This window comes from Marinobacter sp. V032, from assembly GCF_052645435.1.
On sequence record NZ_JBQXYE010000001.1, the window covers coordinates 2,442,858 to 2,465,653 of the forward strand.

The following is a 22,796-nucleotide window of genomic DNA, read 5'->3' on the forward strand; positions in this document are numbered from 1 at the left end:
TCCTGTACCGCCTGATAGACGGAGAAGAGCAAATGACCCGACGAGATCACTCGTCGGGATCGTAACCGAGGCTCGGGGCGAGCCAGCGTTCTGTGTCCTGCTTGCTCATGCCTTTGCGTTCAGCATAGTCTTCAACCTGATCGAGTCCAATACGACCCACTGAGAAATACTTGGCATCCGGGTGAGCAAAATACCAGCCGGACACCGCTGCAGCGGGCATCATGGCGAAACTTTCGGTAATGACAATACCTGCGTTTTCAGGCGCGTTGAGAATTTTGAAAAGTGCTTCCTTTTCAGTGTGATCAGGGCAGGCCGGGTAGCCAGGGGCAGGGCGTATACCTTTATAGCGCTCTTTGATCAATTCGGCATTATCCAATGCTTCATCGTTGGCATACCCCCAGAACTCCTTACGCACCCGCTCATGCATATGCTCCGCAAAAGCTTCCGCCAGACGATCTGCCAGTGCCTTGACCATGATGGCATTGTAATCGTCGTTGGCATCTTTGAATTCCATAGAGAAATCTTCGGCGCCAATGCCGGTTGTGACTGCAAAGCCACCCACATAGTCGCAGTGCTCTGACGATTCTGGCAGAAGGTAATCCGATAGCGCGAGCATGGGTTTGCCCGGTGATTTTTCGTCCTGTTGACGCAAATGATGCAGTACGGTCAGCTCTTCACTGCGGGTCTCATCGGTGTAGACCACAATATCGTCACCTCGACGATTGGCGGGCCAGAAGCCGATTACAGCGCGTGCACTGACGCGTTGCTCATTGATCATTCGATTCAGTATTATCTGAGCATCATCAAACAGCGTTTTTGCTGCCTCGCCCCGCTTAGGATCGTCGAATATCGCGGGGTACTTGCCTGAAATGTCCCATGACACAAAAAACGGCGTCCAATCGATATAGTCGATGAGCTTTTTCAGATCATAACTTTCGAAAGATTTGACCCCTGTGAACGATGGCTTGGTTGGAGTGTAGTCATCGAAACTGATTCCGGTATCCCGCGCGCGTGCCTCTTTGAGATCAATCAGCTTGATTCGATCCGTGCGATTCTTGCGACGATCGCGGATTTTGGTGTATTCGTCCCGGGCAGCCTGAACCAGCGCCTCTTTTCCGGTTTCACTCAGCAACTGAGAGGCAACGTTGACGCTCCGTGATGCATCCGAAACATAAAGTGCGATGTCGTTCTTGTAGTGCGGCTCGATCTTGACTGCGGTATGCGCTTTAGATGTTGTGGCGCCGCCGATCATCAGAGGAATCTGGAAGTCGAGGCGCTGCATTTCGCGGGCAACATGCACCATCTCGTCAAGCGATGGCGTAATCAGGCCGCTCAGGCCAATGATGTCTACGTTTTCAGCTATGGCTGTTTCGAGGATTTTCTCGCAAGGCACCATGACGCCCATATCCAGCACTTCATAGTTGTTGCACTGCAGAACAACGCCGACGATGTTCTTGCCAATGTCGTGAACGTCGCCCTTTACCGTGGCCATAAGGATTTTGCCCTTTGCCTTTTGGCCTTCAGACTTTTCGGCTTCAATAAAGGGGATCAGGTGCGCAACGGCCTGCTTCATGACGCGGGCGCTTTTGACGACCTGTGGCAGAAACATCTTGCCGTCACCAAACAGGTCGCCAACCACGTTCATGCCGTCCATCAACGGCCCCTCGATCACATGGATCGGGCGCTCAGCACGTAAGCGGCATGCTTCCGTGTCTTCAATTATGTAGTGGGTGATGCCTTTGACAAGCGCATGCTCCAGTCGCTTTTCTACCGGAAGCTCTCGCCATGCAAGATCCTCTTCTCTGGTTTTTCCGACATCGCCGCGGTACTTCTCGGCCTCTTCGAGCAGTTGGTCGGTAGCATCGTCCCGGCGGTTGAGTACTACATCGGTAACCAGTTCTTTTAGTTCCGGCTTTATTTCGTCGTAAATCACCAGTTGGCCGGGGTTGACGATGCCCATGTTAAGGCCGGCTTTGATGGCGTGGTAAAGGAACACGGAATGAATCGCTTCCCGAACCACATCATTGCCCCGGAAAGAGAAGGACACGTTGCTGACACCACCGGAAATAGAGACGTGCGGCAGGTTTTCGCGAATCCAGCGGCAGGCGTTTATAAAGTCGACGGCGTAGTTGTTGTGCTCATCGATACCGGTGGCAATCGCAAAAATGTTCGGGTCGAAAATGATATCGCTCGGATTAAAGCCGATGCCCATCAGCACATCGTAGGAGCGTTTGCAGATCTGGGTTTTGCGCTCAAAGGTATCGGCCTGACCCTCTTCATCGAAGGCCATAACCACCACCGCTGCGCCGTAACGCATGCAGGTGCGGGCCTTGGCGATGAACTCCGCTTCACCCTCCTTGAGGCTGATGGAATTCACCACAGCCTTGCCCTGGATGCAGCGCAGGCCTGCTTCGATGACATCCCACTTGGATGAGTCGATCATGATAGGCACGCGGCAGATATCCGGCTCGGAGGCGATCAGGTTCAGGTAGGTCACCATCACCTCTTTTGACTCCAACATGCCTTCATCCATGTTGATGTCGATAATCTGCGCACCGTTTTCAACCTGATCACGGGCAACGCTCAGGGCTTCTTCGTACTGCTGTTCCTTGATCAGGCGAAGAAACCGCTTGGAGCCAGTAACGTTGGTGCGTTCACCTACGTTGATGAACAGGGTGTTCTCGTCACCGGTAAAAGGTTCCAGGCCCGACAGGCGCAGAGCTTGTTTTGGTTCAGGAATCTTGCGCGGCTGATACTTGCTGACCACATCGGCGATGGCTTCGATGTGGTCGGGCCGAGAGCCGCAGCAGCCGCCGATAATGTTCAGGAAGCCGTCTTTTGCAAACCCTTCAATGATTGCCGCCATTTCTTCCGGCGTTTGATCGTATTCGCCGAACTCGTTCGGCAAACCGGCGTTCGGGTGAGCGCTGACAAACGTATTGGCCTTACCTGAAAGCTCTTCAATGTAAGGGCGCAATGCATCGGCACCCAGTGCACAGTTGAGACCAACGGAAAGCGGCCGGGCGTGGGCAACTGAATTCCAGAACGCTTCGGTGGTTTGACCGGAAAGTGTGCGACCGGATGCATCAGTGATAGTGCCGGAAATCATGATCGGAAGCGTGACGCCGCTGTCTTCAAAGTATTGCTGCGTGGCGTAAATTGCCGCTTTAGCATTCAGCGTATCGAAAATCGTCTCGATCAGGATGATATCCGAGCCGCCTTCAGTCAGCGCTTTAACCGCTTCATAGTAGTTATCGTAGAGCAGCTGGAAGTCGGCGTTGCGATAGCCCGGGTTGTTGACGTCAGGTGACAGGGACGCGGTGCGGGAGGTTGGGCCCACTGCGCCAGCGACAAACCGGGGCTTGTCCGGGTTCTTCTCGGTGAACTGGTCCGCAATCTGGCGTGCCAGCTTTGCACCTTCATAGTTCAATTCGTAAGCGAGGCTCTCGAGCCCGTAATCGCTTTGCGAAAGCTGGGTGCTGTTGAATGTATTGGTTTCAATGATGTCTGCGCCGGCGTCCAGATAGTCTGCGTGAATATTGCGGAGCAGGGCCGGTTGGGTGATGTTCAGCAGGTCGTTGTTGCCTCTGACCTCGGTGCCGTAATCGGCAAACCGTTCGCCACGAAAGGCCTCTTCGTCCAGCTGTAGATTCTGAATCATCGTCCCCATACCGCCATCGAGAACGACAATGCGCTCACTGAGGGCTTTCTGGAGTTGAGTGAGTCGGGTCTGGCGATCATTCATAAAGAGGCTTTCCGGGTTGAATTGGTCCATCAAGGCGCGAAATCATAGCAAAATTACAACTGATGGTCGCTATGCGCGAACAATAGGACGTGACTTGATTCATGTTGAAAAAGGTAATCCAGGTCAACGAATAAAGACCGAGTAAAATACTAGGTCTTTCATGTTGATCTGGAGTGGCTTAAAATACGCTTAAATTCTCAATCAGGTTAGAGAAATGGCATTGGTTACCGTTACTGATTCAGCGCGTGATTATCTGGCGCAACTCATCGAAAAGCAGGACGTCGAGGGAATGGGGGTGCGTATTTTCGTCACTCAGCCCGGCACCAAGCATGCCGAGACGTGCCTGGCATACTGCCCACCGAACGAAATCGTGCCCACGGATGAGACGGTTGACCTCGAGCGGTTCATGTTATTTCTGGATCACAATTCCGTTCCGTTTCTTGAAGAGGCGTTTGTGGATTACGCTTCGGACAAGATGGGTGGCCAATTGACGATCAAGGCGCCTAACGCCAAGGTGCCCAATATAGATGCAGATGCGCCGCTGCCGGACCGCATCAACTATATTCTCGCATCGGAAATCAATCCGGGGCTTGCTTCCCATGGTGGTGAAGTATCGTTGGTTGAAATTGACGATGCATTGGTGGCGGTACTTCGTTTTGGCGGTGGCTGTCAGGGCTGTAGTGCGGTCAGTCTGACGCTCAAGCAGGGTGTTGAAAAAACGCTGATCGAACGTGTGCCTGAATTGACGGGTGTGCGGGATGTGACAGATCACACCCAGACTGAAAACGCTTACTACCAGTAAGTTACAAGCAGGGCGGGTGTTGGCTCAGATCGGCGGCTCTGGCTCTTGATCTGGGCACACCAGTCCTTTGCCTTTCGGCGGAACGGCCAATGTTCTGCTTTATTTTCTGCCTCAGTATTACGCCTGCAAAACAATAGGCTGTGTGATAAAAGCGCGTTCCAAAGGATGCCGGGAAGACACAGTATTTGTGGTCGGGTAGCGCAACTGGCATGTACTATGCTGCTGATCAGGGCCTCCCTCGTATTCCGTGTGGGTAACTTTTTATTGGGGTATCGATGTTCAGCGACATGACGCTGTGGACCATTCCGGTAGTTGCCGCTTTTGTCGGCTGGTTTACCAACTGGCTGGCTATCCAGATGTCTTTTCGTCCGGTGCGCTTTATCGGAATAGGCTCCTGGCTGGGCTGGCAAGGTGTTATCCCGCGTAAAGCTGAAAAAATGGCGCATATTTGTGTGGACCGCACATTGCATCATTTTGGCGATCTCAGCCTGGTTTACGAAAAACTGGATGCGCAGCGGATCGTCCAGCAGGTGATCAGTCAGGTTAACCCTCGTCTGGATGAATACATCGATGAAATCATGTATGACGTTCAGCCGGTGCTTTGGGACAACCTGCCGAATTTTTTGCGTGAACGCATCTACCAATGGGGGCGGGATCAGCTACCGGAAAGAATAGAGGCTCTGGTTGAGGAATTCGGCGATGATCTGAGTGAGATCGTCGATTTAAAAGTGTTGTTGAGTCGGGAGCTTAAAAAGCACCCTGACTTGATGAATCGCATATTCAAGGAGGCAGGGGCTGTCGAATTGCGCTCGGTTATCAACAAAGGTGCGATTATAGGTGGCTTGCTCGGCGCTGCGATTCTGCCGGTTTGGGCGGCCTATCCTTTGCCCTGGATTTTGCCTCTGGTCGGATTTGTTGTGGGGTTCGTTACGAACTGGTTGGCAATCAATCTGATATTCCGGCCACTCAATCCGGTAAATGTGTTTGGTGTGCGTATTCAAGGCCTTTTTCTGAGGCGTCAGGATGACATCAGCGAGGTCTGGAGTCGATTGGTGGCCGAGGAGCTGCTGACGGTTGAGAAAGTTGCTGATGCCATGGTGAACGGGCGTCACGGCACGCGGACACGGGCCATTCTGCAAAAACATTTGCGGCCGATGCTGGATCATTCCGTGCTGCTCAAGGTGACAGCGCAGGTAACCGTTGGGATGAGTGGGTACACCGAGCTTAAGAAGGCCATGAACGAGAAGGCCGTGATGGCGACCGGTCATGCGTTTTGCGATCCGGCTTTCAATCGTGAGCGGGCACCGGTTGTTGCCAATGTGATTGCAACAGAAATGAAAGCGCTCAAGCCCGAGGAGTTTCAGGATATTCTGCGGCCGGCCTTCAAGGAAGAAGAGCTGAAACTAATGATTGTCGGCGGTGTGTTCGGCGCAATTGCCGGCGTGATCCAGTCCGGCTTTATGTTCTATTGGCCGTTGTGAGTAACGCGTTTTGCGGATTGAATCTCGGCAGGTATCAGGAGCAGACGATGGCATTTTGGCAGGAGCTTATCATTCAGGTTATTGCAGTTGCTCTGACAACGCTGACGGTGATCGCACTGTTTTTTAGTCTGGTGGTGAAGCCGTTTCTAAACCGAAAAGTCGATGAAATTCGACTTATCAGCGTCCAGATTGACGAAAAAATACGGGAAGGTGTCAGAAGTGGTGTTATGCAAGGGCTGGCTGAGGCGCCGGAGAATACCGTTCGTGAGTCGACGCGGGCATTTCTCCGGATGGGATCTGGCCTGATGGAAAACGGGCTAAGCAGCTTTCTGGGTGGTGCTGAAGCCTCAAAGCCTTCAGGTGCTGGCGGTACCCGCCCTCGCTGAGTTGCCAAATCGATCTTTTTCTCGATTCGCCCACAGGGCGGCAGCCTGTTCCAGCGCCTGAGCCTGGCTCTTTGAGGCTCCTGCCTCCACTAGTGCAAAAGCGGTGGTGGATATAACTGCTGCCTCGCCATACTCATCCTGCCTGCTACCATTCCAGACAGCGCGCATATCTTCGGTTGCAATACTCTCCGGTTTCACATGGCGTTGAGCGAAGAGCTCGGGCCAGGATTCCTCCTCTGTAATAAAGCCCTGACCATCGCGGCGCGACCGGTAAACTTTCATTGCGTTATCCGGGTTTCGCTCGATTTCGCCACCTTCGCCGCGGATCACGGCTACTCGCTCATAGCCGAGTAGCTGACCGGAGGCTTGGTGCAGGCCCGCATAGGGCGGGTGGAATATGCCCTGAATCACCAGTGGTGCAGATAATGGATTAATCAGGCGTGACAGAGAGTGCACAGGTGAGCGCAGGCCCAGAATGGGGCGAAGGTCGATCAGCTCCGCCAACCGCGGTGCAAAAGCGCGTAATGGCATGTACGCAAAGTTCTGCTTCTCCATCAGGTCGGCAGCGGCGTCCCACGAGTAAGCAATATCAAAGCCAAAGTCGGCCATGACCGATGTGAGGTAGGTGCGCTCAGGTGTGTGGCCCTCTGCGCCATGGATAAACACTCGCAATCCTGCATCGGCGAGCAGCAATATTGAGAAGAAAAACCAGGGCGAGTGGCGGCGTTTACCGGCATAGGATGACCAGTCAACATCAACAGTGAAGCCGGAAGGCGGTTCTGCATGGTCACGGACCGCATCGACAAACCCTGCCAATTCCTCCGCAGACTCTTCTTTGACCCGCATCAGCATCAAAAATGCGCCAATCTGGACATCATCCACTTCACCGCGCAGGATCATACCCATCGCATGTCGCGCTTCATCACGGTTCATCGACCGTGATCCGCGCTTTCCTCGGCCCAGGATGCGCACATAAGGGGCAAAAGGGTGCTCGCCGGGCTTGGGTTCGGGTAGCGGTGATGCTTGAGATGTTGTTGCGTTGGTTGCCATAAATCGACCCTGGTCGTGCAGATGGAGTGCGAGGCGGGAAAAGTTAGTGTAACTGCCGGCGTAGCCAAATCATAAGCAGTTTGTCGGGCGCGGGAGGCCGGCGATTCTGCAGGACACCTTGACCGCGCTGGTCCCTGGAAACAACTGCATCAGGTAGATGCTGTTTCCTTTCTCTTCGCCGAAGGCCTGTTTGACCGCCTTGACGAAAAAGCGGGCTGCCGGGGGCGCCATGTCATGGTCAGCATAAAATTTGCGCAGCATATAGATGATTTCCCAGTGCGCATCTGTAAGTTCGGTGCCGGATTCGGCCGCGATGGTTTCGGCAACTTCCGGTGACCACTGGCTCGGGTCTTCCAGAAACCCTTCATTATTACGGGGAGGTGTTTGCATGAATTACCAACACACCACTTTATCGGTTGACAGAGTAAGGTCGACGAGCTGCTCGTATCCGATTACGTGAACAAAGGGCGGCAGCTCTAAGGGGCCCAGCCCACGCGCTTCAAGGTCGGCACTCAGCGCATAAATGACGACGCCCTCGGGCCAGTCGATCCCGGTCGGCAACGCCAGAACGCCGGATTCGGTCAGCGCTATGCTGTCACCGGCATGCGTCTGGTTCAGGCATTGGGTAAACCTGGGGTGATCCGCGACCTTGTTCAATAGGTGAAGCTGAGGCATTACAGGCGAACCACGTCCGTAAAACGTGCCTCCAGATCAGAAGTTGAAGCCAATACTACCAGCTCAAGTCCGGGGTCAGGCTTGCCAATCCCAAAATGGTCCAGACTTTCCTGGCAGACGTAAATCGCCTCCAGCCCAAACAGCATGGCGGCCGACAGGTTTTTGCTCACGCTTTTCTGCTGAACGGCGTCCGGAAGCTGGCCTGAACGAAGCCAGTTGACGCCCGCATGCGTGAAAAGCAGCGCGGCCGGCTGGTCAAATGCCGCTGCCGAGAATGCCATGTCGAGTATTTCGCGGCCTTTCCAGTGACCGTACGGCGCGGTATCAATGACAAACAGAAAGCGTCGGTCAGTCATATCAATGATCCGGATTGAAATAGAGGGTGCGACTGCTGTTCAGCGTCGATTCCAGCCATTCACCAAGCCCGGCAATAGCATAGGGTGCTGTTACATTGGCACCGGTTTTTTCGTACCGTCGGGATTCAGTCTCATCCAGCAAGCCGCGCCTGAGTGCTGACGCAACACAGCAGGTCGCCGGTATCTGATGGCTTTCGATAAAGACTCGCCAAAGTGCAGGCCAGTCGGATTCGTCGCTGGGCGGGCTGGCAAAATTCGATGCCAGATGGACCCCGTCGCCGTAGAGAAACACCTGATTTACCTTGTGGCCCGCGCGAATGGCCGCTTCCGCAAAGTTTAGCGCGGTCTGTGGCGCTTGGCTGGAGTAGGGCGCGCCTGTGATAACGAGCGCGAAACTTTGAGGGGGTGGGGAATCCATAGCGCAGTCTTGAGTTCCTGAAAGCTAAAAAACCCCGGCATGACCGGGGTTTTCGTTACAGCACAATCGGCTTCGATCAATCGTCGTTGAGCGCGCCAAGAATATGCAGCAGGGAAACGAACAAGTTGTAAATGCTCAGGTACAACGATGTTGTTGCCATGATGTAGTTGGTTTCACCGCCGTTTACGATGCGGCTGGTGTCATAAAGAATGAAGCCGGACATCAGGAATACAATGGCACCGCTGATAGCCAGGCTGAAGGCGCTCATTTCAACACCAAAGAAGCTGGCGATAATTGAACCAACCAGTGCGACCAGAACAACCATCATGCCTGCTACCAGGAAGCCACGCATGAAGCTGAAGTCTTTCTTGGTTGTCAGTACATAGCCTGACAGGCCAAGGAATACGAAGGCTGTTCCGCCTAGCGCCTGAACGACGATTTGGCTGCCGCCCTGGAATGCAAGGTAGTGCATGAGCAGAGGCCCGAGCGACAAGCCGAGCAAGCCGGTGAAGGCGAATACCACGGCAATGCCTGCGCTGCTGTTGGCTGTTCTTGGCAGAACAAGCCAGACCAGACCCAGTGCACCCAAGCTGCAAATCAGGCTCGCGCCCTGGCTCAGACCAATCGACATTGAAACAGCTGCCATAACGGCACTGAATAGCAGTGTCATTGCGAGCAGAGTATACGTGTTACGCAGAACCATTGTTGCTTCTGCGCTAATACCGGTAGACCGGCCGGTGTCGGTGGCATAAGCGCCGCCATTACCGCTACGAACGTCGAAACGTCTGTTGTCCATCATTTTCTCCAGAGTCAGATGGTGAAACGCATTAGTTAGAACTTACACCCATGATAAGGCCAAATGGGGAAGATTCAATGTTTTAAGTCATGAGTTTTTACTGGCACTGTACGGATTTGACCACGAATTCGGCAATTTGTTCACCAAGCATACAGCCAGAAAATAATCCGCGTTACAGGCGTTGACAGCGAGAACGATTGCGGTATCATGCTCCCCGCTGTCGCAAGGCAGTGTCGCTAAGGCGAATGCGGTGGGCTGGCAGAGTGGCCGAATGCAGCGGTCTTGAAAACCGCCGAGGGTTTGTAGCCCTCCCGGGGTTCGAATCCCTGGCCCACCGCCACTTAATCTTCCCAGTCTATCTTTACCCGCACTACTCGATTTCTCTTCCTCTCTCAAAATATCAAAATACCGTTTTATTCCACGAGATGATGTCTCGATGGACTGCCGTCTTGTGCTGCGAAAATTTCAGCCAGCTAAACCACACAGCAGCACCAATTCTGAAAAGATGACGCTAGCACCCATCGTATCCCCCGTGTATCCACCGAGTTTCGATTTCAGGCAGGCGCCCCATAGAACCGCCACGCCCAGTGTCGCGGTGACGCTCGCAATTAGCAGTCCGGGGATTATTGATCCTACTGCCAATACAACTACCAACGTATAACCGGTCGCGACGGCAAGCCGTTTGCGGGAGAAGTGGGCGGCGACGGACTGGCTTTTACTGGTGTCGGTTGATGCGATGTAGGGGAGGTAGCTCATAATCAGCAGCGGAGTGAGCCGGGCAACGCAAGGGGCGATCAAAAGCGCGATAACGGTTGAGCGGGCATCGACCAGCAACGCTGCCTTGAGAATCAGTGCCATCACGAGCGCGACTGTGCCGTAACTGCCAATCTGGCTGTCTTTCATGATGCGCAGGCGATCTTCCAGGGTATAGCCACCGCCAAGGCCGTCTGCGCTATCCGCCAGGCCATCTTCGTGAAAGGCGCCGGTCAGCCATAAATGAAGGCACATGACGAGCAATACTGAAGTCAGTTCGCTGAATGCTTGAGCTAACAGCCAGTAGGCCAGCGCATAAATACCACCCAGCAATAAGCCGACCGCAGGGAAATACAGACTGCTGTTGGTCATCAAGCGTGGCGAGTAATCAATCCTGAATGGCATGGGGATGCGGGTCAGAAAGCTGACGGCAAGCCAGAATGATTGCCACTCCGAGTTTTTGGCGAGATTGCTGTTGGTCGATTTCAATGTAATTACCGGACTGTCCAGGGCTTGTCAGCCGGATGTTACCGGCAAACGCCCGGGTAGGCTAACCGTCCTGAGTGTCGCTGAAGACCTCGTGACTGGTATTCTATCGCCCTTGAAGCTGGCAGCACGTTTTAGAGGTCCTTGAATGTCATCATTAAAAACACTGGTATTGGGCGGTATTCGTTCGGGCAAAAGTGCGCTGGCCGAACAGATGGCTGCGGAATCCGCTGCGCCGGTGCTGTATCTCGCTACAGCGACGGCTGGTGATGGTGAAATGGCCTCCCGTATCGAGCTGCATCAACAACGGCGCCCCGAAGATTGGGGGCTTGCAGAAGAGCCGGTGAACATAGCCGAAGTGCTGGATGAGCAGTCCCGAAAGGAATCAGCACCCAGTTTGTTGGTCGATTGCATGAGTCTGTGGCTGAGCAATTTGTTATTTGCTGGGGATGACATATTCCAGCGGGAGCGGGCCGCGTTTTTTGCCGGCCTGGCGCAGTATCCCGGCGAGATCATCATCGTCAGCAATGAAGTGGGCCTCGGAACGGTGGGCATGGATCCGCTAACGCGCCGCTTCTGCGATGAGCTCGGCCTGTTGAATCAGGATCTGGCCCGGCATTGTGATCGGGTCGTGATGAGTGTTGCCGGCCTGCCTATGACATTGAAGGGTTAGGCGTGTTTATCAGGGGCGAGTGGCTCACCATGGCGCTAAACCGGCCATATTCCGTCTGATCGATCCGGATTCGGCTACGACAGGCAAAGGGTATGGCGACACCTGCGAAAGACTTCTCAAGTGGAATGCCCAGTACTTCTGCGAGGATCATCCTGATGGTGCCGCCATGGCAGACCATCAACACACGCTTTCCTTCCAGGTTATCAAGCCAGCGATTCCACCCGCTGATGACGCGTGTCTGAAACCTGGTCAACGGTTCTGCGCCGGGCGGGGTGTTATTAAGTGGATCGGCCCAGAACTGCCTGATCAGGTCTCCCGACTCCTTTTCGATCACGTCAGCGGTTTTGCCTTCCCACTCACCAAAGCTGATTTCACGCAGTTCAGGCTCAATGCGGCAGGGCAGGTCGTTCGTCGAAGCGACATGTTCTGCGAATGCGCGGCAACGCTTGAGAGGCGATGCCACAACAACATCCCATTGATCCGTTGATGTGATCGCACTTTCCATCTGCGACCAGCCCAGGTTACTGAGCGGATCGTCCAGGCTGCCGCGGAACTTTACCCCGCCTTCCGGTTCGCCATGGCGTATCAGATCGATATATGTCGTTTTGGTTGCAGTTGCGCTATCTCTCATGAGGCTGAGCTCCCGTCGCTGACTCCGGCATCCGCAAAGCTCGCCATCTGGTTATGCAGCGCACAGGCGGATCGCATGATGGGGACGGCGACGGCAGCGCCGCTGGCTTCACCCAGTCGCATACCGAGATTCAGCAGAGGCGCTGCGTGAAGGGCGTCCAGAATGCGTTGGTGTCCCTGCTCAGCTGAGCAGTGGCCAAAGTGGAGCCATTCAAGCAGGGCTGGTTGCTGGCGAACAGCGGCCAATGCCGCGACTGACGCGATAAAACCATCAACCAGAACGGGAATGCCTCTGGCAGCCGCGCCGAGAAATGAGCCGGCCATGGCAGCGATTTCGAATCCCCCCAACGATGCCAGCAGGGCTGTCGGTGTTTGATCCTGCCCGTGGCGCTCAAGTGCCCGGGTCACTACGTCCGCCTTATGGGATATCGCGTCCGCCGATAATCCTGTTCCCGCACCAACCAGTCGCGTCGCCGGTTCGCCTAGCAGAGCGCAGGCGACAGCTGCTGCGCTGGTGGTATTGCCAATACCCATATCACCGCTGATATACAGCTCAGAGCCGGATTGCGACGCGCGCTCTGCGGCCTGATCGCCCGCCGCGAGCGCCTGTTCAAGCTGGCTATCGGTCATTGCCGGTTCTGTCAGAAGATTTTTTGTGCCCGGTGCAATCGGGCTGCTGAGCACGCCCGGCATGTGACGGGGTGTCTCACCCACAGTGCCAAGATCAACGACCTCCAGTGACGCACCCAAATGTTTGGCCATGACGCTGATGGCCGCGCCGCCCTGGGCAAAGTTGATGATCATCTGGGCTGTGACTTCCTGCGGAAAGGCAGAGATCCCTTCGCAGCAAACTCCATGGTCGGCCGCAAATATCGTGATATGAACTTTGTCGACGGCGGGCAATGCCCGTCGTTGCTGTGCTGCAAGTGCAATGGCGACGCTTTCCAGCCTGCCCAGCGAGCCCGGCGGCTTGGTCAGCACGTTCTGGCGTGCTTGTGCCTGCTCGCTGAATTCTGAGTCGGGAGAAGGTAGTGGTGATGTCCAGCTGGCAGGCAATGTCATGAGTGGATCCAGGTCGGTGATCGGGCGCAAGATGGTGTAATGAGGGTCGAATGGTGTCAAGGCTTATACGGTCGAGTAGACTGTGCGCCGACTGGATTCCTTGATCTCGCTCAAGGGCTGTATCTGCCGCATGAGGTGTGCTTGTTGTGATGTTGACTGCCGGTGTCTGCATATTGGCTGTAATACTGGATCGCTTGTTTGGGGAGCCGAACCGCTGGCATCCGGTTGTTGGTTTTGGTGCCGCAGCGTCTTGGCTGGAAAAGCGGATGAATCATTCAAACCGGCGCGTTATTCGCGGCGCCGTCGCGGCATGCATTTTGATGGTGCCGGTCGTTTTTGTTAGCTGGCTGGTGACCATTTCACTGCCGACGCCTGTATTGGTGCTGATCGAAGTGATTGTGTTGTGGTTGATGTTGTCACTCAGAGGATTGGCTGAGCACGGTCTGGTGGTTGCCGATGCGCTGGATTCGAAAGATCTGATGGCCTCGCGGGAGGCTGTGGGGCGCATTGTTAGTCGTAATCCGGCTGAGTTAACCGAAACCGGCGTTGCGACAGCCGCAACGGAATCAATGCTGGAAAACGGCGCAGATGCGGTATTCGCCAGCCTGTTCTGGTTTGCGGTAGCGGGGCTTCCCGGGGTGCTTCTGCACCGTATGGCGAATACGCTGGATGCCATGTGGGGTTATCGCAATGAACGATTTTTATACTTTGGCCGTTTCGCGGCACGGCTGGACGATGTGATGAACTGGATTCCCGCGCGCCTCACTGCGACAACCTATGCCTTACTGGGTGATACGCGTTTGGCTTTGCAGTGCTGGCGCGAGCAGGGGGCTGCGTGGGAGAGTCCCAACGCAGGCCCGGTGATGGCTGCAGGCGCAGGTGCTTTGAATATTTCACTGGGCGGGCCGGCACCTTACGCCGAAGGATTACGTGAACGCCCCTTACTTGGGAAAGGCCCTTTGGCGAACGCTCAAAGCATTCGAGCCTCAATCCAGCTCGTGCGTCGGGGTGTCTGGTTCTGGCTCGCCGGGCTGGTGCTCCTAGCGCTTGCCGGAGCGGGGGCGTGAAAGTGAAGTGTGCAACGGTGATGAGTCCAGATAAGCGTCTGGAGCACGGCGGCCGGCTGGGGGAGGCGGTTCGCCGGTGGGGTATACCGCGTCACGACTGGCTGGATCTATCGACCGGTATTAACCCGATTGGCTGGCCGGTGCCAGAGATACCTGCCTCTGTCTGGCAGAGGCTGCCCGAAGATGATGACGATCTTGAGACAGAGATAAGGCGTTGGAGTGGCGCACCCTCTTCAGCTGGATGTTTGCCGGTTTCCGGAAGCCAGGCGGCCATTCAGATGTTGCCAAGATTGCGTAAACCTTGTCGCGTCGGTATTCCTGCCCCTGGTTACCAAGAGCATGCTCACTGTTGGTCCAGGGCGGGGCATGAGGTTGTGCCTGTGCCGCTGAATAGTCTCGCATCTGACGCTGAAGACGATTCGCACTGGCTCGCATCGCTTGATGTGCTTGTCTGGATCAACCCTAACAACCCGACGGGTTTAAAAGTATCTCGGGAGCGGCTCCTTTCATGGCACGAGCAGCTCCATAGTCATAGTGGCTGGCTGGTAGTCGATGAGGCGTTCATGGATGGCAGTGGGGAAAGCCTGTTGCCGATAGCGGACAAACCGGGCCTCGTTGTGCTGCGTTCACTCGGCAAGTTTTTCGGGCTGGCCGGCTTGAGGGCCGGGGAGGTAATCGGGGACCCCGAGATAACACACAGGCTTGCTATCGAACTTGGACCTTGGGCCATAAGTGGCCCGGCGCGCTCTATCATGGCGCTGGCATTGGCCGACCGCAGTTGGCAAATCGAGACAACAGCAAGGCTTGCTGAAGCGAGTCAGCGAATACAACGGCTACTGGTAGACGCCGGGCTTTCCACTGTCACCGGCACCAGCCTGTTCCGGTACTGTGCGTTCCAACATGCTGAGGCTTTCGCCGACGCTCTGGCCCGAGAGGGTGTTCTGGTCCGGCGCTTTGAAGACCCCAACGCACTGCGGTTCGGATTGCCGGGCACTGAAGCAGAATGGCAACACCTGTCCAAAGCCTTGTTAATCGCCCAAAAGACACTCGCCCGGACTAACGCAGAGACTTCCCAGATATGACAACGCTGATGATTCAGGGCACAACCTCCGACGCTGGCAAAAGCACGGTGGTAGCTGCCTTGTGCCGCCTACTCGCACGTCGTGGTGTCGCTGTGGCCCCCTTCAAGCCCCAGAACATGGCGTTAAACAGTGCAGTGACAATCGATGGCGGCGAAATCGGTCGCTCGACAGCTTTGCAGGCATTGGCTTGCGGTTTGGAGCCGCACAGCGATATGAACCCGGTGTTGCTGAAACCGCAAAGTGATTGTGGCGCCCAGATCATCCTGCGTGGGCAAGTTCACGGCAATATGGATGCGATTGCGTATCACGACTTCAAGACCGAAGCTGCGAAATCGGTGATGGCGGCATGGCAGGCGCTGAGCGAACGCTACGACGTTATCATCGCTGAGGGCGCCGGCAGTCCGGCTGAAATCAATCTGCGGGCGAACGATATCGCCAATATGGGGTTTGCTGAGGCAGCGGACTGCCCGGTGTTGCTGGTCGGTGATGTCGACCGGGGCGGCGTATTTGCCCAGTTGGTGGGTACGCTCGAACTGGTGTCCGAGAGTGAGCAGGCTCGTATCAAGGGCTTTGTCATCAACCGGTTTCGCGGTGATCAGGGGTTGCTTGACCCCGGACTGCGCTGGCTGGAGGAGCGCACAGGCAAGCCGGTTGTCGGCGTGCTGCACTATCTCGGCGGCCTGATTCTGGATGCGGAAGACAGCGTTGGGCTGACCGGTAGCCACGAAGCGGAAGCGCTGCGGGTTATTGTTCCCCGGCTACCGAGAATCAGCAATCACAACGATTTTGACCCATTGCGGCTCCATCCGGATATTGACCTGCAGTTCATTGCTGAAGGGCAGGCCATTCCGCCTGCCGATGTCATTATCCTGCCAGGCAGTAAAAGCACCTGTCATGACCTTGATTGGTTGAAAAAGCACGGCTGGCCTGAGGTCATTCAGCGTCACCTGCGCTACGGCGGCAAAGTATTTGGCATCTGCGGTGGATTCCAGATGTTGGGCTTTTCCGTTGACGATCCCGATGGCTTGGAGGGGGAGCAGGGTAGTGTCGAAGGACTTGGTTTGCTTGATTTGTCGACGCGTATGGTGGCCGGCAAGCAATTGAAAACCGTAAGTGGTGAATTGAGGTTGCCAGGCGCCGGTGCCGCTGCATTTACCGGTTACGAGATGCACAATGGTGTCAGTGAAGGCGCAGCGCTATCGGCCGCCATTATTGACGTCGACGGTCGGCCAGATGGGGCTGTCAGTCCTGACGGGCAGGTCATGGGTACCTATATGCACGGCATTTTTGATCACCCCGAAGCCTGCGATGCTTTGCTGGCAAATTGGGGGCTTCGAAAAGGCGCCAGGTCCGTTGATTATCAGCACCATCGAATGGCGCAGCTGGATCGGCTTGCAGATCACATTGAGCAGCAGCTGGATATCGACTGGCTTTACGATCTGCTGGGGTTACCCGCACAGACTGAATCAAAGACTTCTTAAAGCGACACAATGACGGACGAGACGTTATGAATGATCACAGCCAGCCTTTTACCGATCAGGAACGCGAGGGGTTGTACCGGGCGATATTTGAACGTCGTGACGTCCGCTCACAGTTCCTGCCCGACCCTGTTCCGCCGGAAGTGCTGGGGCGGCTGCTGACTGCCGCCCACCACGCGCCATCCGTCGGCTTTATGCAGCCCTGGGATTTTCTGGTTATCGATAGCGTTGAGGTGCGGAAATCGGTGCTGGCGCTGTTTGATCGAGAGAACGAGAAAGCCGCCGAAAATTACAGTGGCGATCGGCAGGACCAATATCGAAACCTGAAGCTGCAGGGCATTCTCGAAAGCCCGATTAATCTTTGCATTACCTGCGACCGCAGCCGAGGGGGTCCGAATGTCTTGGGTCGTAACTCTATTGTCGAGACGGATCTTTTCAGCACCTGCCTGGCGGTTCAGAACCTCTGGCTGGCTGCGCGGGCGGAAGGTATCGGCGTCGGTTGGGTCAGTATTCTCGATCAGGAAGATCTTGCTCGGGCGCTTGGCCTGCCAGATCACGTCTATCCACTGGCGTATCTTTGCATCGGTTACGTCAGCGAGTTTCTGGACCAGCCGGAATTGCAGGCGAAAGGCTGGCGTTCCCGGTTACCGCTGGCCGAGCTGGTGCATCGAAATGGCTGGGGCAAATTTATAGACGAATCAGACGAATTATCTCCCTGGCTGAAGCCGTTGTAATCGTTAACAGAAACCCGGCTGGCGGAGCCTGGAAACGCCGGCAAAACCGGCTTGCCGGATTGCTTGTGCTATACCATATGGATTACGATTGCTCCTTGAGCGATAGGTGCCCCGAATATGGGGGATAATCGGGAAGTTTGGTGAGGCCATAGTGCCAATGCCAACGCTGCCCCCGCATCGGTAAGAGCGAGTAGCTTGGAATGACCACTGGCGCAAGCCGGGAAGGTGCAAGCGATGGAGAACGTCTAAAGCGTTCTCCCTGTTCAAGCCCGAAGACCGGCCTGTCAGTTTATCCATTCCAATAACGGTGCGGCGGGCACCGAGGAGAAAAAAATGTCTACGATCAGCACTTCTTCCACCGAGCGGGCTTCCCGTTCTCTATCCGGTGCCTCTTCTCTGGTCCAGCATGGCGCTGCGCTGGTGTTTGGCGTCGTAATTCTGTTTGCCGTGGGTTTCCTGCCGATGAGCTTTGCTCATAACGCGGCGCACGATACCCGGCACTCATTCGTGTTTCCCTGCCACTGAGCACATGACGCCCCGTCATATCTGACTGCTGTCCGGGACAATCTCAGACGGCATATTGCTCAGTTTTAAAATTTACTGGAGGGAAACGCATGTTCCGCTCATTGATTTTCAGTGCCTGCCTGATTGGTGTGGTACTGGGTTTGACCCTGACGGCTATCCAGTCGTTTGGTGTAACACCGATTTTGTTATCAGCCGAGCAGTTTGAAGTGGCAGAACAACCTGCTGTCAATCATCACGCAGGTGAATCCACTGACGCGCATCATCATGAGCATGGCGCTCAGTCCGCACATCACCACGACGAACCCGCTGCTCCCGGTCATCACGAAGTGGCTGAAGCACACGACGCGGGCGGGCATCATCATGATGCAAACGCTTGGTCTCCTGCAGACGGTGCAGAGCGCGTGTTGTTCACCGCTTTGTCGAATGTTCTGGCGGGTATCGGCTTCGCCGCTATTTTGCTGGTCTTGATGAATGTGCTGCGCGAGCGCGGTCTCCTCAAACCGACGCCACTCACCGGCCTGACCTTTGGTATTGCTGGTTTTCTTGCAATTTTCGTTGCACCTTCGATCGGTTTGCCGCCTGAAATTCCGGGTATGAATGCCGCAGCACTGGAATCCCGCCAGTATTGGTGGCTGTTTACGGTAGTGGCAGCGGCAGTGGGCCTCGGTTTCCTTTTCCTCGCGCCGCGCTGGCGCAAGTTGTTTGGTCTGCCATTTCTGGTGGTGCCTTATTTGTGGATTCCAGCGCATCCTGCCGGTCCCCGGTTTGCCAACACGGACCCGGCCGCTGTCTCTGCGTTAACCGAGCTGCATCAGCAGTTTATCTGGGCCTCCGGGCTTTCCAATCTTGCGTTCTGGTTGCTGGCTGGCATTTTGTGCGCGCTGGCGGTGAAGCGCCTCTCAGGCAAGAGCTATGGTCATGCCGACGCCCCAGCCTGAGTTTCCGTTTTCGGCGATTGTGGGTCAGCAATCGCTCAAAACTGCGCTATTGCTGAATGCGATCAATCCCAGGATTGGCGGCGTTCTGATCAGCGGCCCCCGTGGTATTGCCAAGTCGACCATGGCGCGGGGGCTGGCCGACGTGCTGCCATCGGATGCTGACGGCAAACACCCACCGTTCATTAACCTCCCGCTGGGCACCAGCGAAGATCGTCTCACCGGTGCTCTGAACCTGCAGCAAGTGTTGTCGGAGCAGAAGGTCGTCTTCGAACCCGGTCTTCTCGCAAGGGCGCATCAAGGTGTGCTGTATGTGGACGAGGTCAATCTGCTACCCGACGCGCTGGTTGATCTGTTGCTCGACACTGCAGCCCGGGGCATCAACGTGGTGGAGCGCGAAGGGATCAGCCACACCCATGACGCCCGGTTTATGCTGATCGGCACTATGAACCCCGATGAGGGCGAATTACGCCCCCAGCTGCTGGACCGCTTCGGGCTCTGTGTTGAACTCGGTGATGCGATTCCGGTATCGGAGCGGGTTGCGATCGTACGCCAACGGGAAGCGTTTGAGCATGATCCCCACGGCTATTGTCACGACTGGCAGCCGGAGCAGGCGAACCTGACTGAACGGCTTCGCCTTGCGCGCGAAGCACTGTCTTCGGTTACAGCTGAAGATTGGGTCTACGAACACATTGCCATGCGCTGCCAGTCCGCAGCGGTGGAAGGCCTGAGGGCCGATGTGACATGGCATCGTGCAGCGCAAGCTCATGCTGCCTGGCGTAATGCAGACTGCATCACGGCTGAAGATCTGGATGCGGTTGAAGGCTGGGTGCTGGCGCATCGCCGAAAAGCGGCCGGGGAACCGCCCGCCGGCGGATCGACACCACCCGGTGGCGATCGTTCGAACCAGGGCAGCAGCCGGCAGCAAAACGCCCCGCAGTTGCCTGAATCTGGCGCCGATGCGAAAACCCGCAACCAGGGCGGCCAATGGGGTGCGATGCCGCCGCAGCAGCAATCAATGGTCGCAGTGCCACCGGTTGATTTGCCGGACAACTCTGCCCGGGTAACGCAAGGCACCCGGGATTTGCTCGCCACGCGCAGTAAAAAAAAAGGTAAACAGAGTCTCGGGCGTTATGCCACGGGTGAGCTTTCGCGAAAACCGGACTGGTTCGCCACCTTTGCCGCCAGTTGCGGCCAGTGGCCGTTAAAAGAATGGCGTTTCAAACGTCAGCGGGCAGGGCAACCGGTGTTGCACTTTATTTTGCTGGATACCTCGGGCTCAACGCTCGACAGCCAGTTATTCGCCCGGGCTAAAGGGTTGGTCCAGCAACTGGCCGCCAAAGCCTATAGCGCCAGGGAACAGTTGGCGATTCTGGGGTTTGGCAATGATCGTGTCGATTCCATTCTGCCCAAGCGCCGGGCACCCAGCGATATGCTGGACCAGCTGGAGAAGTTGGGCGGCGGCGGTGGCACCCCCATTCGTGATGCCATGCAAGCCGCTGTGCGGGCGATTGTTCAGTGGCAGCGGCGCGAACCCGGATTGCAGGTACGCACCTACCTGATTACCGATGGCCGCACCCGTCAATCGCTGGACGATATCGGTCCGGTCAAGGATTGCGTGGTGATCGACATCGAGCAGTCGCCCGTCCGCCGCGGGCGGGCGCGCAGCCTCGCGGAACAGCTTGGCGCTACATACCAGATATTTCCGCCCATGGAGGCCCTGTGACAGATTCAGATACCAGCCATCTTCAGCGTATGCAGAAGAAAAAAGACATCGTGGCCGAACGGATCGCAAAGGCCTCAATCGAACGCGGCGTACTGATCCTGCTCAAAGGCAACGGCAAGGGCAAAAGCAGCTCGGCGTTCGGCACCATGGCTCGTGCTCTGGGTCACGACCAGCGCTGCGGCGTGATCCAGTTCATCAAGGGCCGCAAGGAAACCGGTGAACACCGCTTCTTTAAATCCCATCCGATGCTGGACTGGCACATCATGGGGCATGGTTTTACCTGGGAAACCCAAGACAAGAGCAAGGATATCGAAGCGGCGCAGGCGGCCTGGAAGGTGGCCAGTGAAATGCTGCAAGACGACCGTTACCACCTGCTGGTCTTTGATGAAATGAGTTATATGTTCAAATACGGCTATCTTGATCCGGAGCCAGTCGTTGAAGCCCTCAAAAACCGTCCGAAACACCAGAACGTGATCATCACCGGCCGCACCATGGCGACGCCATTGCAGGAAATCGCCGACACCATCAGCGTTGTTCAGGATGAGCGCCACGCGTTCAGGCTCGGCGTAAAAGCCCAGGCAGGGATTGAATACTGATGACCACCGCCGAATCTGTTGCCCAGTGTCCTGCCGTGTTTTTCGCGGCACCCGCGTCCGGTCAGGGCAAAACCACCGTGACCGCCGGTATAGCGCGGATGCTGAAAAATCAGGGCAAGGTGGTAAGGGTATTCAAAACCGGGCCGGATTACCTCGACCCGCAGATTCTGGAACAGGCCTCCGGCCACCCGGTTGATCAGCTCGATCTATGGATGGCAGGTGACGCCTATTGCCGTCAACGTTTATACGAAGCCGCGTGCGAAGCCGATATCATCCTCATCGAAGGCGCGATGGGAGTTTTCGACGGCGAGCCGTCCAGCGCCGATCTGGCCGTTCGCTTTGGCTTGCCAATGGTAATTGTCATGGACGTCAAAGGCATGGCCCAGACCGCTGCCGCCATCATTAAAGGCATCGCCGAGTTTCGTGATGATGTAGACGTAGTGGGCATGATTGCCAATGGTTGCGCATCCGCACGTCATCGGGAGTTGATTGAGGGCGCTTTGCCAGAATCGATCGAACTCATGGCCACGGTGGCCCGCGACCCGGAACTGGCGTTGCCGGAACGTCATCTCGGTTTAGTGCAGGCGGCGGAAATACGCGACGAACTTGAAGCACGGTTCGATGCAGGTGCAAAAGTGCTGCTCGCGTCAGGGCTGATGGAAAAGCTGGACCAGCTGCCGTCAGTTGCTTTTTATGCGCCAGAGCCTTCTGATACGCCGTCGTTCCCGCCATTGCTTGCAGGCGTGACCGTGGGTGTCGCGCGGGATGAGGCGTTCAGCTTTATCTATCAGGCCAATGTGGATGCGCTGACATCGCTCGGAGCGAGCGTTACCTATTTCTCGCCGATTCATGATTCAGCACTGCCGGAGTGCGATGCGCTGTGGTTACCCGGTGGCTACCCGGAACTCTACGGCGCCCGGCTGGCGGGCAATCAGGGGATCCGGGAGGCGATTCAGACCTTCTTCAGCAATGACAAACCGATTCTGGCGGAATGCGGTGGACTGCTTTACTGCCTGGAAACCCTGACCGATTACGATGAAGCAAGTCACGACATGCTGGGTCTGTTGCCGGGCCACGGCAGCATGCGTGGACGGCGCGGCTGCCAGGGCATGCAGATCGCTCGTTTCCCGGAAGGAGAGGTGCGGGCCCATGCTCACCATCGTTCTGTGAGCGAGGGGACGCCGGAGCCGGTCGCTTTTGGCCAGCGTCAGCGACATCCTGCGCCAGGTGAAGCCATATTTCGGGAGAAGCGATTGTCGGCGTCCTATCTCCATCTGTTTTTCCCCAATAATCCAGCGGCGGTCGCCGGGCTGTTTTTGCCATAGAGCCATGTCGGCTGC

General features: G+C 56.0%; 22 protein-coding genes, 1 tRNA gene, 1 pseudogene and 1 riboswitch. Of the genes and pseudogenes, 14 read left to right on the forward strand and 10 right to left on the reverse strand.

Annotation, left to right across the window (positions count from 1 at the left end; all coding sequences use genetic code 11):
- Positions 1-46 precede the first annotated feature (46 nt).
- Positions 47-3,745 carry a methionine synthase gene (gene metH, locus ACUN9X_RS11080; RefSeq protein ID WP_445473086.1) on the reverse strand — a complete coding sequence of 1,233 codons (3,699 nt, stop codon included), beginning with the start codon at positions 3,743-3,745 and terminating at the stop codon, positions 47-49.
- A 214-nt stretch (positions 3,746-3,959) separates the two neighbouring features.
- Here metH and nfuA point away from each other — a divergent pair, with 214 nt between their 5' ends.
- The 3 genes from nfuA (at position 3,960) to ACUN9X_RS11095 (ending at position 6,414) form a co-directional block, all read left to right on the forward strand.
- Positions 3,960-4,547: a Fe-S biogenesis protein NfuA gene (nfuA, locus tag ACUN9X_RS11085; RefSeq protein WP_445473087.1), complete on the forward strand. Its 588-nt coding sequence runs from the start codon at positions 3,960-3,962 to the stop codon at positions 4,545-4,547.
- Positions 4,548-4,822: 275 nt separating this feature from the next.
- Positions 4,823-6,028 (forward strand): DUF445 domain-containing protein, encoded by a 1,206-nt coding sequence (locus ACUN9X_RS11090; protein ID WP_445473088.1) that lies wholly within the window; start codon positions 4,823-4,825, stop codon positions 6,026-6,028.
- A gap of 47 nt (positions 6,029-6,075) precedes the next feature.
- Positions 6,076-6,414 (forward strand): hypothetical protein, encoded by a 339-nt coding sequence (locus ACUN9X_RS11095; RefSeq protein ID WP_445473089.1) that lies wholly within the window; start codon positions 6,076-6,078, stop codon positions 6,412-6,414.
- On the opposite strand, the gene ACUN9X_RS11100 is transcribed toward ACUN9X_RS11095, so the two are convergent.
- The 6 genes from ACUN9X_RS11100 to ACUN9X_RS11125 form a co-directional block, all read right to left on the reverse strand.
- Positions 6,385-7,464 carry a glycosyl transferase family protein gene (locus ACUN9X_RS11100; RefSeq protein ID WP_445473090.1) on the reverse strand — a complete coding sequence of 360 codons (1,080 nt, stop codon included), beginning with the start codon at positions 7,462-7,464 and terminating at the stop codon, positions 6,385-6,387. The genes ACUN9X_RS11095 and ACUN9X_RS11100 overlap by 30 nt on opposite strands.
- A 69-nt stretch (positions 7,465-7,533) precedes the next feature.
- A complete protein-coding gene (locus tag ACUN9X_RS11105; protein WP_445473091.1) occupies positions 7,534-7,854 on the reverse strand; it encodes a TusE/DsrC/DsvC family sulfur relay protein in 321 nt (106 codons plus the stop codon).
- A 3-nt stretch (positions 7,855-7,857) separates the two neighbouring features.
- Entirely contained in the window at positions 7,858-8,139 is a 282-nt protein-coding gene (gene tusB / locus ACUN9X_RS11110; RefSeq protein WP_260035632.1) for a sulfurtransferase complex subunit TusB, read from the reverse strand.
- Complete coding sequence (locus tag ACUN9X_RS11115) at positions 8,139-8,495, reverse strand: DsrE family protein (protein ID WP_260035633.1); 357 nt, start codon at positions 8,493-8,495, stop codon at positions 8,139-8,141. The genes tusB and ACUN9X_RS11115 overlap by 1 nt, the downstream gene beginning before the upstream one ends.
- A gap of 1 nt (position 8,496) precedes the next feature.
- Positions 8,497-8,913: a sulfurtransferase complex subunit TusD gene (tusD, locus tag ACUN9X_RS11120; RefSeq protein ID WP_260035634.1), complete on the reverse strand. Its 417-nt coding sequence runs from the start codon at positions 8,911-8,913 to the stop codon at positions 8,497-8,499.
- A 76-nt stretch (positions 8,914-8,989) separates the two neighbouring features.
- Positions 8,990-9,709 (reverse strand): Bax inhibitor-1/YccA family protein, encoded by a 720-nt coding sequence (locus tag ACUN9X_RS11125; protein ID WP_445473092.1) that lies wholly within the window; start codon positions 9,707-9,709, stop codon positions 8,990-8,992.
- 249 nt (positions 9,710-9,958) lie between these two features.
- On the opposite strand from ACUN9X_RS11125, the gene ACUN9X_RS11130 reads away from it, so the two are divergent.
- Positions 9,959-10,049 (forward strand) — tRNA-Ser (locus ACUN9X_RS11130).
- A 125-nt stretch (positions 10,050-10,174) separates the two neighbouring features.
- Here the strand turns inward: ACUN9X_RS11130 and cobS are convergent.
- Positions 10,175-10,951, reverse strand: a complete 777-nt coding sequence (cobS, locus tag ACUN9X_RS11135) for an adenosylcobinamide-GDP ribazoletransferase (protein ID WP_260035636.1) — start codon at positions 10,949-10,951, stop codon at positions 10,175-10,177.
- 145 nt (positions 10,952-11,096) lie between these two features.
- Between cobS and cobU the strand changes: the two genes are divergently transcribed.
- Positions 11,097-11,621 (forward strand): bifunctional adenosylcobinamide kinase/adenosylcobinamide-phosphate guanylyltransferase, encoded by a 525-nt coding sequence (gene cobU / locus ACUN9X_RS11140; protein WP_445473093.1) that lies wholly within the window; start codon positions 11,097-11,099, stop codon positions 11,619-11,621.
- Here cobU and ACUN9X_RS11145 read toward each other — a convergent pair.
- A complete protein-coding gene (locus ACUN9X_RS11145; protein WP_445473094.1) occupies positions 11,602-12,252 on the reverse strand; it encodes a histidine phosphatase family protein in 651 nt (216 codons plus the stop codon). The two genes, cobU and ACUN9X_RS11145, sit on opposite strands and share 20 nt — an antisense overlap.
- On the reverse strand, positions 12,249-13,313 hold the full coding sequence (cobT, locus tag ACUN9X_RS11150; RefSeq protein ID WP_445473095.1) for a nicotinate-nucleotide--dimethylbenzimidazole phosphoribosyltransferase: 1,065 nt from the start codon (positions 13,311-13,313) through the stop codon (positions 12,249-12,251). Before cobT ends, ACUN9X_RS11145 begins: the two co-directional genes overlap by 4 nt.
- A gap of 149 nt (positions 13,314-13,462) precedes the next feature.
- Here cobT and cbiB point away from each other — a divergent pair, with 149 nt between their 5' ends.
- The 9 genes and pseudogenes from cbiB (at position 13,463) to ACUN9X_RS11195 (ending at position 22,781) form a co-directional block, all read left to right on the forward strand.
- Entirely contained in the window at positions 13,463-14,380 is a 918-nt protein-coding gene (gene cbiB / locus ACUN9X_RS11155) for an adenosylcobinamide-phosphate synthase CbiB (protein ID WP_445473212.1), read from the forward strand.
- Positions 14,377-15,462, forward strand: coding sequence for a threonine-phosphate decarboxylase CobD (cobD, locus tag ACUN9X_RS11160; protein ID WP_445473096.1), 1,086 nt, complete (start codon positions 14,377-14,379; stop codon positions 15,460-15,462). Before cbiB ends, cobD begins: the two co-directional genes overlap by 4 nt.
- The gene (locus ACUN9X_RS11165) at positions 15,459-16,943 is read left to right on the forward strand and encodes a cobyric acid synthase (RefSeq protein ID WP_445473097.1); all 1,485 of its coding nucleotides are present in this window, start codon (positions 15,459-15,461) and stop codon (positions 16,941-16,943) included. Before cobD ends, ACUN9X_RS11165 begins: the two co-directional genes overlap by 4 nt.
- A 26-nt stretch (positions 16,944-16,969) precedes the next feature.
- A complete protein-coding gene (gene bluB, locus ACUN9X_RS11170; protein WP_260035641.1) occupies positions 16,970-17,674 on the forward strand; it encodes a 5,6-dimethylbenzimidazole synthase in 705 nt (234 codons plus the stop codon).
- Between the two features lie 87 nt (positions 17,675-17,761).
- Positions 17,762-17,973, forward strand: a riboswitch (cobalamin riboswitch).
- 34 nt (positions 17,974-18,007) lie between these two features.
- Positions 18,008-18,199 (forward strand): CbtB domain-containing protein, encoded by a 192-nt coding sequence (locus tag ACUN9X_RS11175; RefSeq protein WP_445473098.1) that lies wholly within the window; start codon positions 18,008-18,010, stop codon positions 18,197-18,199.
- A gap of 89 nt (positions 18,200-18,288) precedes the next feature.
- Complete coding sequence (locus ACUN9X_RS11180) at positions 18,289-19,137, forward strand: CbtA family protein (protein ID WP_445473099.1); 849 nt, start codon at positions 18,289-18,291, stop codon at positions 19,135-19,137.
- Positions 19,118-20,143 (forward strand): annotated as a pseudogene (locus tag ACUN9X_RS11185) (ATP-binding protein); the annotation flags it as partial. The gene ACUN9X_RS11180 and the pseudogene ACUN9X_RS11185, both read left to right, overlap by 20 nt.
- A gap of 713 nt (positions 20,144-20,856) precedes the next feature.
- Positions 20,857-21,456 (forward strand): cob(I)yrinic acid a,c-diamide adenosyltransferase, encoded by a 600-nt coding sequence (gene cobO / locus ACUN9X_RS11190; protein ID WP_260035646.1) that lies wholly within the window; start codon positions 20,857-20,859, stop codon positions 21,454-21,456.
- The gene (locus ACUN9X_RS11195; protein WP_445473100.1) at positions 21,456-22,781 is read left to right on the forward strand and encodes a cobyrinate a,c-diamide synthase; all 1,326 of its coding nucleotides are present in this window, start codon (positions 21,456-21,458) and stop codon (positions 22,779-22,781) included. Before cobO ends, ACUN9X_RS11195 begins: the two co-directional genes overlap by 1 nt.
- Positions 22,782-22,796 lie beyond the last annotated feature (15 nt).